At 75.1% G+C, this 15,876-nt stretch carries 14 protein-coding genes and 1 tRNA gene; 10 read left to right on the plus strand and 5 right to left on the minus strand.

Annotated features, from left to right (window positions below; translation table 11 throughout):
* Window positions 1–134 precede the first annotated feature (134 nt).
* The 3 genes from BMZ50_RS20220 to BMZ50_RS20230 all read left to right on the plus strand — a co-directional run bounded on the left by BMZ50_RS20220 (window position 135) and on the right by BMZ50_RS20230 (window position 3,388).
* Entirely contained in the window at window positions 135–593 is a 459-nt protein-coding gene (locus BMZ50_RS20220; protein WP_091328815.1) for a universal stress protein, read from the plus strand.
* Between the two features lie 72 nt (window positions 594–665).
* Window positions 666–1,700, plus strand: coding sequence for an adenylate/guanylate cyclase domain-containing protein (locus tag BMZ50_RS20225; protein WP_281245451.1), 1,035 nt, complete (start codon window positions 666–668; stop codon window positions 1,698–1,700).
* 38 nt (window positions 1,701–1,738) lie between these two features.
* Entirely contained in the window at window positions 1,739–3,388 is a 1,650-nt protein-coding gene (locus BMZ50_RS20230; protein ID WP_245753767.1) for an ABC-F family ATP-binding cassette domain-containing protein, read from the plus strand.
* On the opposite strand, the gene BMZ50_RS20235 is transcribed toward BMZ50_RS20230, so the two are convergent.
* Together BMZ50_RS20235 and BMZ50_RS20240 are read right to left on the minus strand one after the other, a co-directional pair.
* On the minus strand, window positions 3,375–4,082 hold the full coding sequence (locus BMZ50_RS20235; RefSeq protein ID WP_091328821.1) for a lysophospholipid acyltransferase family protein: 708 nt from the start codon (window positions 4,080–4,082) through the stop codon (window positions 3,375–3,377). The genes BMZ50_RS20230 and BMZ50_RS20235 overlap by 14 nt on opposite strands.
* A gap of 130 nt (window positions 4,083–4,212) precedes the next feature.
* Window positions 4,213–5,412, minus strand: coding sequence for an acyl-CoA dehydrogenase family protein (locus tag BMZ50_RS20240; RefSeq protein ID WP_091328823.1), 1,200 nt, complete (start codon window positions 5,410–5,412; stop codon window positions 4,213–4,215).
* A 133-nt stretch (window positions 5,413–5,545) separates the two neighbouring features.
* Between BMZ50_RS20240 and BMZ50_RS20245 the strand changes: the two genes are divergently transcribed.
* Window positions 5,546–6,316, plus strand: coding sequence for an SDR family NAD(P)-dependent oxidoreductase (locus tag BMZ50_RS20245; RefSeq protein ID WP_218146355.1), 771 nt, complete (start codon window positions 5,546–5,548; stop codon window positions 6,314–6,316).
* 206 nt (window positions 6,317–6,522) lie between these two features.
* Here the strand turns inward: BMZ50_RS20245 and BMZ50_RS20250 are convergent.
* From BMZ50_RS20250 to BMZ50_RS20260, 3 genes are all read right to left on the minus strand, one after another.
* Window positions 6,523–6,597 (minus strand) — tRNA-Arg (locus BMZ50_RS20250).
* Between the two features lie 58 nt (window positions 6,598–6,655).
* The gene (locus BMZ50_RS20255; protein ID WP_091328877.1) at window positions 6,656–7,354 is read right to left on the minus strand and encodes a DUF305 domain-containing protein; all 699 of its coding nucleotides are present in this window, start codon (window positions 7,352–7,354) and stop codon (window positions 6,656–6,658) included.
* Entirely contained in the window at window positions 7,354–8,151 is a 798-nt protein-coding gene (locus tag BMZ50_RS20260; RefSeq protein WP_091328825.1) for a thioredoxin-like domain-containing protein, read from the minus strand. Before BMZ50_RS20260 ends, BMZ50_RS20255 begins: the two co-directional genes overlap by 1 nt.
* A gap of 213 nt (window positions 8,152–8,364) precedes the next feature.
* Here BMZ50_RS20260 and argS point away from each other — a divergent pair, with 213 nt between their 5' ends.
* From argS to BMZ50_RS20290, 6 genes are all read left to right on the plus strand, one after another.
* Window positions 8,365–10,026, plus strand: coding sequence for an arginine--tRNA ligase (gene argS / locus BMZ50_RS20265; RefSeq protein WP_091328826.1), 1,662 nt, complete (start codon window positions 8,365–8,367; stop codon window positions 10,024–10,026).
* Complete coding sequence (gene lysA, locus BMZ50_RS20270) at window positions 10,023–11,516, plus strand: diaminopimelate decarboxylase (protein WP_091328828.1); 1,494 nt, start codon at window positions 10,023–10,025, stop codon at window positions 11,514–11,516. Before argS ends, lysA begins: the two co-directional genes overlap by 4 nt.
* A complete protein-coding gene (locus tag BMZ50_RS20275; protein WP_091328830.1) occupies window positions 11,513–12,805 on the plus strand; it encodes a homoserine dehydrogenase in 1,293 nt (430 codons plus the stop codon). The genes lysA and BMZ50_RS20275 overlap by 4 nt, the downstream gene beginning before the upstream one ends.
* The gene (gene thrC, locus BMZ50_RS20280) at window positions 12,802–13,887 is read left to right on the plus strand and encodes a threonine synthase (protein WP_091328832.1); all 1,086 of its coding nucleotides are present in this window, start codon (window positions 12,802–12,804) and stop codon (window positions 13,885–13,887) included. The genes BMZ50_RS20275 and thrC overlap by 4 nt, the downstream gene beginning before the upstream one ends.
* Entirely contained in the window at window positions 13,884–14,837 is a 954-nt protein-coding gene (thrB, locus tag BMZ50_RS20285) for a homoserine kinase (protein ID WP_091328834.1), read from the plus strand. The genes thrC and thrB overlap by 4 nt, the downstream gene beginning before the upstream one ends.
* Window positions 14,838–15,085: 248 nt before the next feature.
* Window positions 15,086–15,876: Rho termination factor N-terminal domain-containing protein (locus BMZ50_RS20290; RefSeq protein WP_177212905.1), on the plus strand; the 791-nt coding region annotated here is incomplete at its 3' end.

Raw genomic sequence — 15,876 nt, forward strand, 5'->3', positions numbered from 1 at the left:
CCCACAGCACGTGACCCCGGGCACACCGGCGGTGTGCTGCTTCGGTAGGTTCCGGCTCGGCGGCGAGCGGAGACGCCCGCCGGTCAGCACAGTCCCGCCGCGCACGCGGCCGAGAGCGCCAGCCAGGAGAGTCCGTGAGCGCCTATCGCACCGTGGTCGTCGGAACCGATGGGTCGGAGTCCTCGCTGCGCGCGGTGGGCCGGGCTGGCGCCCTGGCCGGGGCCTGCGGCGCCCGGCTGGTGATCGTCTGCGCCTACCTGCCCCCGCGGGGCGACGACCGCGAGGTCCAGCGGGCCCGGGAGGTCCTCGGGAACGAGGCCTACCAGGTCATCGGCTCCGCCCCGGCCGAGGAGACGGTGCGCACCGCCACGGAGCAGGCCAAGGCGGCCGGCGCCGGCGACGTGCACCCGGTCGCCGTGGTCGGCTCGCCGGTCGAGACGCTGCTGGACGTCGTCGCCCGCGAGCGGGCCGACCTGCTGGTGGTGGGCAACCGCGGGCTCAACAGCCTCAAGGGCCGGCTGCTCGGCTCCGTCCCCGCGGACGTGACCCGCCGCTCTGCGGTCGACGTGCTCGTCGTGCACACCACGGACTGACCGCTGCCGGACACCGGACCCGACGACGCCTCCGCGGACCTGAGCGACGCCCGCGAGGCACTGGAGCGCCTGCTGCTCGACGGGCCGCGGCGCTTCACCCGCCTGCAGGTCGCGGCGATGGCCGGGATGCCGCCGGAGCGCACCCAACGGTTGTGGCGCGCGCTGGGCTTCCCGGACGTCGCCGACGACGACCCGGTCTTCACCGACGCCGACGTCGAGGCGCTCCGTCTGCTCTCGGAGTTGATCGACTCCGGGTTCGTCGATCCCTCGACCGAGGCGTCGATCGCCCGGGCCATGGGGCAGTCCCTGTCGCGGCTGGCGGACTGGCAGACCGACATGCTCGCCGACGTCCTCACCCGCGGCGACGAGGAGACGGGTGGTCCGCGGCCGATCTCACCGGAAGAGGCGGTGGCCACCGCCTCGATGCTGCTCCCGCTGCTGCGCCGGGTCCAGGACTACGTGTGGCGCCGGCACCTGGCCGCCAACGCCGAGCGGGTGCTCGCCGCGGCCGGCCCGGGCGACCGGCGGGAGCTCGCCGTGGGCTTCGCCGACCTGGTGGGGTACACCTCGCGCAGCCGCGGGATGGGCGGGCGCGAGCTCGGCGCGATGGTCGAGGACTTCGAGAGCACCGCCACCGAGGTGATCGCCCGGCACCACGGACGGGTGGTGAAGACCGTCGGCGACGGCGTCCTCTACACCGCGGCCTCCGCCGTCGACGCCGTGGAGATCGGGCTGGAGCTGCCCGACGCGTGGCGGGCCGAGGACCGCCCGCCGCTGCGGGTGGGCGCCGCCTACGGTCCGGTGCTGACCCGACTGGGCGACGTCTACTCCCCGGTGGTGAACCTGGCCAGCCGGCTCACGTCGATCGCCCGCCCCGGCTCGCTGCTGGTCGACCGGGTCCTCGCCCGGCAGCTGCGCGGCCTTCCGGCCTACCGGGTGCGCCCCCTGCGGCGGGTGTCGGTGCGTGGCTACGACAACCTGCAGCCGTGGCTGGTCCGGCGCCGCCCGTCGACCGAGGAGGACAACTCCTTCGAGGGCATGCTCGACGAGATGGCCGACGACGTCCTCGACCGGTCCGACGACGAGGAGCCGCACACCCCGGGGTGAAACAGGGGGACCGCGGCCGGTGATCGCCGTCGGGGAGGATGGCGGTCGTGAGCGCCACCCTCGTCGCCCGCGGCCTCGCGGCCGGCCACGGCGCCCGCGTCCTCTTCTCCGACCTCGACCTGGTGGTCGCCCCCGGCGACGTCGTCGGGCTGGTGGGGGTGAACGGCGCGGGCAAGTCCACCCTGCTGCGCACGCTCGCCGGGGAGCTGCCGGCCGACTCGGGCAGCGTGACCGTCAGCCCGCCGACGTCGACCCTGGGCTACCTGCCGCAGGAGCACGAGCGCCGGCCGGGGGAGACGGTGCTGGCCGCGCTGGCGCGCCGGACCGGTGTGGCGGCCGCGCAGGGCGCGCTCGACGCCGCCACCGAGGCCCTCAGCGAGGGCCGGTCCGGCGCCGACGACGCCTACGGTGACGCGCTCGAACGCTGGCTCTCCCTGGGCGGTGCCGACCTCGAGGACCGCGCGAAGGAGGTCGTCGCCGAGGTGGCGCCCGGCGTCGCCCTGGACGCCCTCACCGCGGGCCTCTCCGGCGGGCAGGCCGCGCGGGTGGGGCTGGCCGCGCTGCTGCTCTCGCGCTACGACGTCCTGCTGCTCGACGAGCCGACCAACGACCTGGACCTGGCCGGGCTGGACCAGCTGGAGCGATTCGTGACCGGCGCCCGTGCCGGGATCGTGGTGGTCAGCCACGACCGGGAGTTCCTCGCCCGCACCGTGACCCGGGTGGTGGAGCTGGACCTGGCCCAGCAGCTGGTCCGGGTGCACGACGGTGGCTACGAGGCCTATCTCGTCGAGCGGGAGGTGGCCCGCCGGCACGCGCGCGAGGAGTACGCGGAGTACGCGGAGACGAAGGCCGGCCTGGAGGACCGGGCGCGGATGCAGCGCAACTGGATGGCCAAGGGCGTGCGCAACGCCGTCCGCAAGGCCGGGAGCGAGCCGGACAAGAACATCCGCGCGCACATGCGCGCGACCTCCGAGAAGCAGGCGGCCAAGGCCCGGCAGACCGAGCGGCGCATCGAGCGGCTCGAGGTCGTGGAGGAGCCCCGCAAGGAGTGGGAGCTGCGCATGGAGATCGCCGCTGCGCCGCGGGCCGGTGCGGTGGTCGCCACCCTCTCGGGGGCGGTGGTGCGCCGCGGCGGGTTCACCCTCGGCCCGGTGGACCTGCAGGTCGACTGGGGGGACCGGGTCGCGATCACCGGGCCCAACGGTGCCGGCAAGTCGACGCTGCTGGCCGCCCTGCTGGGCCGGGCGCCGCTGGACGCCGGCCGGTCCTCGCTGGGGCCGGCGGTGCGGATCGGCGAGATCGACCAGGCGCGGGCCGCGTTCCTCGGCACCGAACCGCTGCTGGAGGCCTTCTCCGCCGAGGTCCCCGACCGGCCGGCCGCGGAGGTGCGCACCCTGTTGGCCAAGTACGGGCTGACCGCCGAGCACGTGTTGCGCGCGGCCGACACCCTGTCCCCAGGTGAGCGCACCCGGGCCGCCCTGGCGCTGCTGCAGGCCCGCGGGGTCAACGTGCTGGTCCTCGACGAGCCGACCAACCACCTCGACCTGCCCGCGATCGAGCAGCTCGAGCAGGCCCTGGCCGGCTACCGGGGCACGCTGCTGCTGGTCACCCACGACCGGCGGATGCTCGCGGCGGTGGAGACCAACCGCCGGCTGGCCGTCACCGGGGGCGGCGTCACCGAGGCCTGACCAGCGCCGCTGCTGCCGGCCCCTCGAGGACGGCCGCGACGGCGTACTCCGCCAGCGTGGCCAGCTCGGCCGCCGTCGCGCCGGCGGGGGACAGCGCGGGCAGGAGGTGCACCTCCACGACCGCTCCGGGCGCACGGGCCAGCCAGCGCAGCGCCCCCACGGTCGAGCCGGCCGCCGCGGGCGAGGCCCCGGCCCCGCGGTAGCGGAGCGCGACCGGGCACACCGGGGCTCCGGCGTCCACCGCGGCAGCCAGCAGCGCCGGGGAGAAGCGGCCCAGCGGTGAGCCGTCCGCGGCCGGCTCCTCCGGACCCACGGCCACCGACGTCCCGCGCTGCAGCAGCGCGGCGAGCCGGCCGGTGACCGCGGGGACGGCGGGCACCGGGACCCCGGCGATCCGGCCGGCGGCCCCGGCGACGGTGGCGCCCGGCACGGCGGTGAGCAGCACGAGCGGGTCCAGTGCCGAGACGGAGTTGGCGACCAGGAGCAGCCCGGTACCGGTGCGCGGCCAGGCGACCGACGGCGCCCGGACGTCCACCCGCACGCCGAGGCCGGCGAGTACCCGCGCGGCGCCGCACACCGCACGCCGCCGGGAGCTGCCGACGGGTGGGCGCAGCCGGCCCACGGCGACGGCGGCCCCGGTCCGCAGCCAGCGGGCCTGCGGACCGGGGAGAGAGGGAGCAGCAGGACCGGTCACGGAGCCCTCCGGGTGCCGGGGCCCGGGGGGCGGGCCCGCGTACCCCGAGCCTGGTGGGCGCACGTGACCGGGAGATGACGGGCAGAGGTCGGCCGGGAGAGCAGCGTCCGGCGAGCCTCGCGGAGGCGGCTCAGGTGAAGGCGCTGATCCCGGTGATGTCCCGGCCCACGATCAGGGTCTGCACCGTCTCGGTGCCCTCGAAGGTGTGGATCGCCTCGATGTCGGCCATGTGCCGGATCACGTGGTTCTGCAGCAGGATGCCGTTGCCGCCCATCAGATCGCGGGCCTCGGCGAGCACCTCGCGGGCGGTCCGGGTGTTGTGCATCTTGGCCAGCCCGGCGACGGTGGGGGACAGCCGCCCGGCCTCGGCCAGCCGGCCGATCTGCATGCAGTACAGCTGCATCCCGGTGAGCGCGGCCAGCATCCGCACCAGCCGCTCCTGCACGATCTGGAAGCTGACCAGCGGCTTGCCGAACTGCCGGCGCTCCCGGAGGTAGGCCAGGGCGGTCTCGTAGCCGGCGGTGGCGTGCCCCAGCGCCATCCAGGCGCAGGAGCTGCGGGTGGTGGCGAGCACCCGGGCGGTGTCGGCGAAGCTGTGCGCCTCCTGCAGCCGGTTCTCCTCGGGGACGCGGACACCGCGCAGCTCGATGTCGGCCTGCCAGACCGACCGCAGCGACACCTTCCCGGTGATGACCGAGGCGGTGTAGCCCTCGGCGGGGGTCTCGACGACGAAGCCCTTGACCCGGCCGTCGGCGACGTCCCGCGCCCAGACCACGACCAGGTCGGCGAGGGTGCCGTTGCCGATCCAGCGCTTGCTGCCGTCGAGGACCCAGGTGTGGCCCTCCCGCCGCGCGGTGGTCTCCAGCGCGACGGAGTCCGACCCGTGCTCCGGCTCGGTGAGCGCGAACGCGCCGATCTGGTCCAGGGTGGCCATCGGCGGCAGCCAGCGCGCCTTCTGCTCCTCGGAGCCGCACATGTCGATCGACTGCATGGCCAGCCCGGCGTGCACCCCGAGGAAGGTGCCGAGGCTGCCGTCGCCGCGGTGCAGCTCCATGTGCACCAGCCCGGCGGCCATGGGGCTCATCGCGGCCGCTCCGTGGCCGGTGATGCTCTCCCCGACGACGCCCAGCTCGGGCAGCCGGCGGATCAGCGGCCAGGGGACCTCGGCCCGCTCCCAGTAGTCGCCGGCGACCGGCAGCACCTCCCGGTCGACGAACCGGCGGACCGCGAGGAAGCGCGCCCACTGCTCGTCGGTGAACTGCTCGCGCACCGAGAAGAAGTCGGTGCCCAGGGCCTCGCCCAGGTGCGGGAGATCCATCTGCCGGGTCATCGTGCCTCCCTGTGCTCGGGACGGGCGGATCCTCTACCCGGGCCGGGCGGGCGCTATCCCGCGAGTCGCGGTGGCGCGCCGGCGGCCCGGGCGACAGGCTCGCGGCGGAACGACACCGACGACGGGAGCAGGCGTGAGCGGCAGGACGATCCTCGACATGTTCCGGCTGGACGGCCGGGTGGCGATCGTGACGGGGGCGTCCTCGGGCCTCGGCGCGGTCTTCGCCCGGGCGCTGGCCGAGGCCGGGGCGGACGTCGCCCTCGGCGCGCGGCGGGAGGAACGGCTGGCCGACACCCGGGCGGCGGTGGAGAAGGCCGGCCGGCGGGCGATCACGGTGCGCACCGACGTCTCGCGACCCGAGGACTGCCAGGCCCTGGTGGACGCCACCGTCGCCGAGTTCGGCCGGGTCGACGTCCTGGTCAACAACGCCGGGATCGGCACCGCCGTCCCGGCCACCCGGGAGACCCCCGAGCAGTTCCGCGAGGTCATCGACGTCAACCTCAACGGCTGCTACTGGATGGCGCAGGCGTGCGGGCGGGTGATGCGGCCGGGCAGCTCGATCGTGAACATCTCGAGCATCCTCGGGCTGACCACCGCCGGCCTGCCGCAGGCGGCCTACTCGGCCAGCAAGGCCGGGCTGATCGGGCTGACCCGGGACCTCGCCCAGCAGTGGACCGGCCGCCGGGGCATCCGGGTCAACGCGCTCGCGCCGGGCTTCTTCGCCTCCGAGATGACCGACAGCTACGCGCCGGGCTACCTGGACTCGCAGATGGGCCGGGTGCTCATGGGCCGCGCCGGCGAGCCCGAGGAGCTGGCCGCGGCGCTGGTGTTCCTGGTCAGCGACGCCGGCGGCTACGTCACCGGGACCACTCTGCCGGTGGAGGGCGGCCTGCTCACCAGCTGAGGGTCAGCGGGCGGCCCCGGCGGACGCTCCGGGACGCCTCAGGTGAGCGGTCGCGACCGGCGGGGCCTCGCGCGCGGCTCCGCCACGGCCATCAGCCCGGGCTGATCGAGGGAGGGGTGTCAGCCTTCGTTGCAGAGAAGGGATGCCGCACGAACGCCGAACGGCCCCTCACCAGGCTTGCGCCGGTGAGGGGCCGTTCGATCGGGTGGTGCCCCCGGCAGGATTCGAACCTGCGCACCCGCCTCCGGAGGGCGGTGCTCTATCCCCTGAGCTACGGGGGCTCTGCGGTGGGGCGAGAAAGAACCTACCAGTGTCCGCGCGTGGCCCGGACGGCGGCTCTCAGGGCGGCGGGAGCGGGGTCCCCCCGCGGTCGGTGAGCATCCGCTCCATCGTCGTCACCTCGGCGGTCTGGGTCTCGGCGATGGTCCGGGCGAGGGTCCTGACCGCGTGCACGGCGGCGTGGTCGGCGGCGTAGTCGGCCATCCCGAAGCCGCCCTGGTGGTGCCGGATCATCAGCCGCAGGAACTGGACGTCGAATTCGGTGCCGGTCAGCCCGCGCAGCTCGGCGAGTTCCTCCTCGGTGGCCATCCCGGGCATGAGGCCGCCGGCATGCATGTCGTGGCCGGCGTGCATGTCGTGGCCGGCGTGCTCGCCGGAGCTCATCCACGCCATCGGTTCGCCGCCCGTCGGCGGCAGGCCCCACAGCGACAGCCAGCCGTGCATCCGGCCGACCTGGTTGTTCTGCGTCTCGGCGATGTCGAAGGCCAGCCGGCGCACGTCCGGGTCGGTGCTGCGCATCAGCGCGAGGTTGGCCATCTCCACGCCCTGCAGGTGGTGGCGGGCCATGTCCCGGGAGAAGCCGGCGTCGACCGAGTCGGCGCTCGGGGTGGCGTCCTCCCGGCCGATGCCCAGGACCACCGCCAGCCCGCCACCGAGCACGACCAGCCCGACGGCGATGACCGCGAGCAACACACCTCGCAGGCCCCGGCGCGCGGGCGCCGGGGTGGCCGTGGTGGCCTCCGGAGGGGTGGCGGTCATCACGGCGTGCCGGACTCCGTCGCACCGCTCCCGGCGTCGGGGCTCGGCGTCGTCGGGGCGTCGGTCATCGCCGCGGCGGCGCCGCGGCTGGGGTCGTCCACGGTCAGCGGGTCGCTGATGAACTGCGGGTTCTCGCAGCTGGCCCCGACCTCGGGGTAGAAGTCGTCGTTGAAGGTCATGAAGTCGGCGTACTGCACGATCCGCGGGTCGTCGACCGAGTCCACCTTCAGCTGGTGGTTCCACGACTGCAGGCTGACCGGGGAGTCCTGGCCGGCGTAGGGCGAGAGCATCCGGCCGGACTCGCCGGCGACCGCGGCGAGCGTCGCGATCTGGTCGGCGGAGAGGGCCTCGGGGTCGTAGGTGATCCAGACCGCGCCGTGCTCCATGCTGTGGACGGCGTTCTCGTGCCGGATGTCGACGTCGTAGACCGTGCCGGTGCAGTCGGCCCACTCACCGTCGTGCGGCCCACCCACCGGCGGGCTCTGCTCGTACTCGACCGGCGTGGTCACGTGCTCCTGGCCGGCGGCGTAGTCGAAGGTCTGGACCCCCTTGATCTCGTCCACCGAGTCCACCCGGGCGGCGTCGGCCTCGTTGACCTGCACGACGGCGTAGGTGATGACGGCGGCGGCGAAGACCACCACGGCGACGGCGGCGGCGATCAGCCCCCACGGCCGCTGCTGGGTGACGACGTTGTTCGCCGGCGGTCGCGTGCGCCCGCCCTTGCCGCCCCCGGCCGAGCCGGACCGGCCGGCCCCCCCGCCGGAACGGCCAGTCTGGGGCTTGCGGTCCTTGGCCACGGCCTGCTCCTCGTACTCGAGCTCGTGGACCGTGCTGTGCGCCGGTCCGGAGGTGCCCGTGCCGTCGGCCGGCTCGGGCCGGGGCTCGATGCCCCTTTCCGGGAGGCCAGTCTAGGTCCGCCGTCTGGGAGAACCCTGGGAACCGCGGCGGCCGCGGCCGGGCGCCGGGGGCGGGCGACCGGGGCGGCGCGCGAAGCTGCGTACGATCACGCGGTGACACCGGAGCAGTTGCGCGACGTCGTCCGGACCGCCGTGGCCGCCGCCGTCGACCGCGGCGCGCTGTCCGTCGAGGTCCCCGGCGAGGTGGTCGTCGAGCGCCCCAAGAACCCCGAGCACGGCGACTACGCCACCAACGTCGCCCTGCGCCTGGCCAAGCCTGCCGGTCTCCCGCCCCGCGAGGTCGCCGAGCGCATCGCTGAGGAGCTGCGCGCGCACCCGGGCATCGCTTCGGTCGACATCGCCGGTCCCGGCTTCCTGAACATCACCCTCGCGCAGGGCGCGCTGGGCCGGATCGCGGTCCAGGCGGTGACCGCGGGCGAGGGCTACGGGCACACCGCGGTGCTGGCCGGGCAGAAGCTGAACCTCGAATTCGTCTCCGCCAACCCGACCGGGCCGGTGCACATCGGCGGCACCCGCTGGGCGGCCGTCGGCGACGCGCTGGCCCGGCTGCTCGAGACCAGCGGGGCCGAGGTGACCCGCGAGTACTACCTCAACGACGCCGGCGCGCAGATCGACCGGTTCGCCCGGAGCCTCCTGGCGGTCGCCCACGGCCGTGAGGTCCCCGCGGACGGTTACGCCGGCAGCTACATCGGCGAGATCGCCGCCCAGGTCCTCGCCGCCGAGCCCGGGCTGCTCGACCGGCCGGAGGACGAGCAGCTGCAGGTGTTCCGGAAGCGGGGCGTCGAGCTGATGGTCGCCGAGATCCGCAGCTCGCTGGCGGCGTTCGGCGTCCACTTCGACGTCTTCTTCTCCGAGACCACGCTGCACCAGTCCGGCGCCCTGGAGAAGGCCGTGGCCCGGCTGCGCGAGCAGGGGCACGTCTACGAGGCCGACGGCGCCGTCTGGCTGCGGACGACGGACTTCGGCGACGACAAGGACCGCGTGCTGGTCAAGGCCGACGGCGAGCCGACCTACTTCGCCGCTGACTGCGCCTACTACCTCGACAAGCGGGCCCGCGGGTTCGATCGGGTCGTGATCATGCTCGGTGCGGACCACTCCGGGTACGTCGGCCGGTACAAGGCGCTGGTGGCCGCGGCCGGGGACGACCCCGACGAGCACCTGGAGATCCTCATCGGCCAGCTGGTCAACCTGCTCCGCAACGGCGAGCCGGTGCGGATGAGCAAGCGGGCCGGCACCGTCGTGCTGCTCGACGACCTGGTGGAGGCCATCGGGGTCGACGCCGCCCGCTACGCGCTCGCCCGGGCCTCGGTCGACCAGCAGATCGACATCGACATCGACCTCTGGACGCGGCGGACCAACGACAACCCGGTCTTCTACGTCCAGTACGCGCACGCCCGGATCTCCTCGGTGCTGCGCAACGCCGCCGACCTCGGCCTGGCCCTGGGCGAGGCCGCCGACGTGGACGCCTCGCTGCTGACCCACGAGCGGGAGAACGACCTGCTCCGGGCGATCGGCGAGTTCCCGCGGGTGATCTCCTCCGCCGCCGAGCTGCGCGCCCCCCACCGGGTGGCCCGCTACCTGGAGGAGCTGGCCGGCACCTACCACCGGTTCTACGACGCCTGCCGGGTGCTGCCGCGCGGCGACGAGGAGGCGACCCCGCTGACCACCGCGCGGCTGTGGCTGTGCGCCGCCACGGCCGTGGTGCTGCGCAACGGCCTCGGCGTCCTGGGCGTGAGCGCCCCGGAGCGGATGTGAGGGCGCACCCCGCGGGGCCGCTGCACGGCACCATCGCCCCGCCGACGGCCGCCGGCGGGCCTCCGGCCGACCTCGGCGCCCTCGACGCGCACGTGTGGCCGCGATCGGCCACCCGGGTCGACGGCGAGTTGCACCTCGGTGGTCGGCCGGTCACCGAGCTGGCCCGCGCGCACGGCACGCCGGTGTTCGTCCTCGACGAGGCCGATTTCCGCGGCCGGGCGGCCGAGTTCGCCGCCGCGTTCGCCGGCGCCGACGTGCACTACGCCTCCAAGGCCTTCCTGTGCGGGCAGGTCGCCCGCTGGGTCGCCGAGGACGGCCTGCACCTGGATGCCTGCTCCGGTAACGAGCTGACGGTGGCCCTGGCCGCCGGCTTCCCCGCGGAGCGGATCGCGCTGCACGGCAACAACAAGTCGCCGGCCGAGCTGCAGCTGGCCGTCGACTCGGGCATCGGGCACGTCGTGCTCGACTCCTTCGACGAGATCGACCGGCTCGTCCCGTTGGCCGCGGCCCGCGTCGCCGCGGGCGGCACGCCGGTGCCGGTGCTGATCCGCACCACGGTCGGCATCGAGGCGCACACCCACGAGTTCATCGCCACCGCCCACGAGGACCAGAAGTTCGGCTTCTCGCTGGCCACCGGCGACGCGCTGGCCGCCGCCCGCCGGGTGATCGCCGAGCCGGCGCTGCGGCTGACCGGCCTGCACAGCCACATCGGCTCGCAGATCTTCGACACCGCCGGGTTCGAGGCCGCCGCCCACCGCGTCGTCGGCCTGCTCGGCCAGGTGCGCGACGCGACCGGCGAGGTGCTCCCCGAGCTCAACCTCGGCGGCGGGTTCGGCATCGCCTACCTGCCCGACGACGACCCGGTCAGCCCCGACGACGTGGCCGAGAAGCTGCGGGCCGTGGTCGCGCACGAGTGCGCCGAGCTCGGCCTGCCCGTGCCCCGGCTGGCCGTCGAGCCGGGCCGCGCGATCGCCGCGCCCGGCACCGTGACGCTGTACGAGGTCGGCACGATCAAGCCGGTGCAGCTGGGCGCCAGCGGCGCGCCGGGGACCCCGCACGTGCGCAACTACGTGTCCGTCGACGGCGGGATGAGCGACAACATCCGGACGGCGCTGTACGACGCGGCCTACACCTGCGTGCTGGCCAACCGGACCTCCGACGCCCCCCCGGCGCTGTGCCGCGTCGTCGGCAAGCACTGCGAGAGCGGCGACATCCTCGTCCGCGACCTGTGGCTGCCGTCCGACGTCCAGCCCGGCGACCTGCTCGCCGTCGCCGCCACCGGCGCCTACTGCTGGTCGATGGCGAGCAACTACAACTACCTGCTCAAGCCGCCGGTGGTCGCGGTGCGGGACGGCGTCGCCACGGAGATCGTCCGCCGTCAGACACTGGCCGACGTGTTCGCTCTCGACGCGGTTCTCGCCGACGTCCCCGCGGCCGGCACGCCCCGCGCCCACCCGGCGCCCGACAACTCCGTGGGAGTGCGCTCGTGAGTGACCCGCTCAAGGTCGCCCTGCTGGGCTGCGGCACCGTCGGCAGCGCGGTGCTGCGGCTGCTCGACGAGCAGGCCGCCGACCTGGCCGCGCGCATCGGCCGGCCGGTCGAGGTGGCCGGGGTCGCCGTCCGCCGGCCCGACCGCCATCCCGAGGTGCCCGCGCACCTGCTCACCACCGACGCCGCGTCGCTGGTCGCCCGGCCCGACGTCGACCTCGTCGTCGAGGTGATCGGCGGCATCGAGCCGGCGCGCTCGCTGCTCATGGCCGCCTTCGAGGCGGGCAAGTCGGTGGTCAGCGCGAACAAGGCGCTGCTGGCCGAGGACGGCTCCGCGCTGCACGCCGCGGCCGGCAAGGCCGGCGTGGACCTGTACTACGAGGCGGCGGTGGCCGGGGCGATCCCGCTGCTGCGCCCGCTGCGCGAGTCGCTGGCCGGCGACCAGCTGCGCCGGGTCGTCGGGATCGTCAACGGGACGACGAACTACATCCTGTCCCGCATGGCCGAGACCGGGCACGGGTTCACCGAGGCGCTGGCCGAGGCCACCGAGCTCGGCTACGCCGAGGCCGACCCCACCGCCGACGTGGACGGCTTCGACGCCGCGGCCAAGGCCGCGATCCTGGCCTCGCTGGCGTTCCACACCGAGGTCACCACCGGCGACGTCTACCGGGAGGGCATCTCCGCGGTCACCTCGACCGACGTCGCCCGCGCTGCGGAGATCGGCTGCACGGTCAAGCTGCTGGCCATCTGCGAGCGGGTGCCGGGCGAGGGCGGGGACTCCGTGGCCGTGCGCGTGCACCCGGCGATGATCCCGACGACGCACCCGCTGGCCTCGGTCGGCGGGGCGTTCAACGCCGTCTTCGTCGAGGCCGAGGCCGCCGGGCAGCTGATGTTCTACGGCCAGGGCGCCGGCGGGGAGCCCACCGCCAGCGCGGTTCTCGGCGACCTCGTGGCCGTGGCGCGCAACCGGGCGGACGGCGTGCCCGGGCCCGGCGTCACCACCTACGCGGGCCTGCCCGCCCGGCCGATCGCCGAGACCCCCACCCGGTATCACATCAGCCTCGACGTCGCGGACAAGCCCGGCGTGCTCGCGACGGTGGCGCAGGAGTTCGCCCGCCACGGGGTCAGCATCGCCACCGTGCGCCAGGACGGGCACGGGGACGCCGCGACGCTGGTCATCGTGACGCACAGCGCCCCGGACGCCGCGCTGTCGGCCACCGTCGCCGCGCTGCGGGAGATGCCCGCGGTCCGAGGCGTGACCAGCATCCTGCGTGTGGAAGGACTGTCATGACGACCCAGCTGCCCGTGCGGGGCGCCGTCTCGCCGCTCTGGCCGGGGCTGATCGAGGCCTACCGGTCGCGGCTGCCGGTCAGCGACAGCACCCCGGTGGTCACGCTGCAGGAGGGCGCGACGCCGCTGCTGCCCGCACCCGAACTGTCCCGGCGCACCGGCTGCGAGGTGTTCCTCAAGGTCGAGGGCGCCAACCCGACCGGGTCGTTCAAGGACCGCGGCATGACGATGGCCATCACCAAGGCCGTCGAGGAGGGCGCCCAGGCGGTCATCTGCGCCTCCACGGGCAACACCAGCGCCAGTGCCGCCGCCTACGCCGCCCGCGCCGGCCTGGTCTGCGCGGTGCTCGTGCCGCAGGGCAAGATCGCGCTGGGCAAGCTCGCCCAGGCGCTGGTGCACGGGGCCAAGCTGCTGCAGGTCGACGGCAACTTCGACGACTGCCTGGCGCTGGCCAGCAAGCTGGCGATCGACTACCCGGTGAGCCTGGTCAACAGCGTCAACCAGTACCGCATCGAGGGGCAGAAGACGGCCTCGTTCGAGATCGTCGACGTCCTGGGCGACGCCCCCGACATCCACTGCCTGCCGGTCGGCAACGCCGGCAACATCACCGCCTACTGGCAGGGCTATCGCGAGTACGCGGCCGACGGCACGGCCTCCCGGACGCCGAGGATGTGGGGCTTCCAGGCCGCCGGCGCCGCGCCGATCGTCAGCGGGCGGGTCGTCGAGCAGCCGCAGACCATCGCCACCGCCATCCGGATCGGCAACCCGGCGTCGTGGACCAAGGCGCTGGCCGCCCGCGACGAGTCCGGCGGGCGCATCGACGCCGTCACCGACCGGGAGATCCTCGCCGCCTACCGGCTGCTGGCCCGCAGCGAGGCGGTCTTCGTCGAGCCGGCCTCGGCGGCCTCGGTCGCCGGGCTGCTCAAGACGGCGCAGGCCGGTGAGCTGCCCGCCGGCTCGCGAGTGGTCTGCACCGTGACCGGCAACGGCCTCAAGGACCCGGAGTGGGCCATCTCCGGTGCGCCGGCCCCCGTCACCGTGCCGGTCGACGCCGCGGCGGCCGCGGTGCAGCTGGGGCTGTGAGCGAGCCGCGCACGTCGGTGCGGGTCCGCGTGCCCGCCACCAGCGCCAACCTCGGTCCCGCCTTCGACTGCGCGGGCCTGGCGCTGACCTGCCACGACGTCCTCGAGTTCACCGTCGCCGCGAGCGGCCTCGAGGTCGCCATGACCGGCGAGGGCGCGGGCACGCTGCCCGCGGACGAGTCGCACCTCGTCGTCCGCGCCTTCCGCGCCGCCTGCGACGAGCTGGGCTGGGCGCCGCCGGGGCTGCGGCTGGTCGCGGCCAACGCGATCCCGCAGGGGCGGGGGATGGGGTCCTCGGCCGCCGCCGTCGTCGCCGGGGTCTTCGCGGCCTGGGCGCTGTGCCCGGACGTCGAGGCGGTCGACGCCGGCGCCGTCCTCCGGCTGACCACCGAGCTGGAGGGCCACCCCGACAACGTCGCCGCCTGCCTGCTCGGCGGGGCGACCCTGTCGTTCACCACGGACGAGGGGGCCCGCGCCGACCGGCTCGAGGTCGACCCGGACATCCAGCCGGTCGTGCTCGTCCCCAGCGGCACGCTGTCCACCCACGTCGCCCGCGGGCTGCTCCCCGACGCCGTGCCGCACGCCGACGCCGCGTTCAACGCCGGCCGCGCCGCACTGCTGGTGCACGCCCTCACCCGCGAGCCCGCGATGCTGCTCGAGGCCACCGAGGACCGGCTCCACCAGCGGCAGCGGGCGGCCGCGATGCCCGGGTCGCTGGCGCTGATCGACCGGCTGCGGGCTGCCGGTCACGCCGCCGTCGTCTCCGGAGCCGGGCCGAGCGTGCTGGTGCTGGCCCGCCGCCACCCCGAGGACCCGGTGGGCGAACCGGTCGGTGCCCGTGTGCGCGAGGTGACCCAACTCGCTCCCGAGGGGTGGCGGGTGCTGCCCCTGGATGTCGATCTCAGCGGGGCGCGGGTCCTCTCGGACCGGGGCAAGGTATCGTCTGGGTAACGAGGAACACACCGGTACCGACCAGTGTTGTCCTGTTCGCGAGTGCGGTTTAGGCTCACGGTGTAGCCGCCCAGCTTGGGCGAGTCTCGCGCGGGGCGTTGCAGACGATCGTTTTCCGTCGCCGCAGGAACCGCCTCGCACCCATTCGATCCCGTCTTTTCGCTGTTTCCGCCTCCGGGTCGGACCGGGAGGGACCGGGTCACCCCCTGCGCTGGTAGGCGCAGGTCTCCGCAGGGAAGGACCTGTACGTGAGTGAGACCACAGACCTCGTCGTCACGCCGCAGAACGCGGCGACGGACGAGGCACCTGCCGCTTCTGGGACGGCGGGTCGTTCCCGCCGCCGCGGCAGCGGGCTGTCCGGCATGCTGCTGCCCGAGCTGCAGCGCCTGGCGGCCGAGCTCGGCATCTCCGGCACCGGCCGGATGCGCAAGGGCGACCTGGTCGCCGCCATCTCCGCCCGCCAGGTGGGTGCCGAGGGCGCGGGCAGTGCGCCCGCGGCCGCTCCGGCCCCGACCGGCGGCATCCCGCTCGCCCGCGGCGAGGCCGCCTCGGCCGCGCCGGTCAGCGAGGCTGCCGACCGTGGCGCCGTGACGGCCCCGGCCGACAGCGCCGTGACGGCCCCGGCCGCCGGCGCCGCGTCCGCCGAGGCGCCGGCGCCGCGCCGCCGACGGGCCGCCAGCCGGCCCGCGGGTGCGCCGACCGTCGAGACCGGTGCGCCGGCCGGCGAGACGACCCCCGCCGCTCCGGAGCCGCGCGCCGAGGCCCCTGCCGCCGAGACGGCGACGACCTCGGCACCCGCCCCGGACAGGACCGAGCGCGAGCGGACCGACGACGAGCGCCCGCAGCGCAACCGCGACCGCGGGGAGCGCGGCGGCCGCAACCGCGGCGACCGCGACGGCGGTGACCGTGCCGAGCGGGGCGACCGCGACGGCGGTGACCGTGCCGAGCGGGGCGACCGTGCTGAGCGGGGCGACCGTGCTGAGCGGGGCGACCGTGCTGAGCGGGGCGACCGTGCTGAGCGGGGCGACCGTGCTGAGCG

It is taken from the genome of Geodermatophilus ruber (assembly GCF_900114385.1).
GTDB lineage: Bacteria > Actinomycetota > Actinomycetes > Mycobacteriales > Geodermatophilaceae > Geodermatophilus > Geodermatophilus ruber.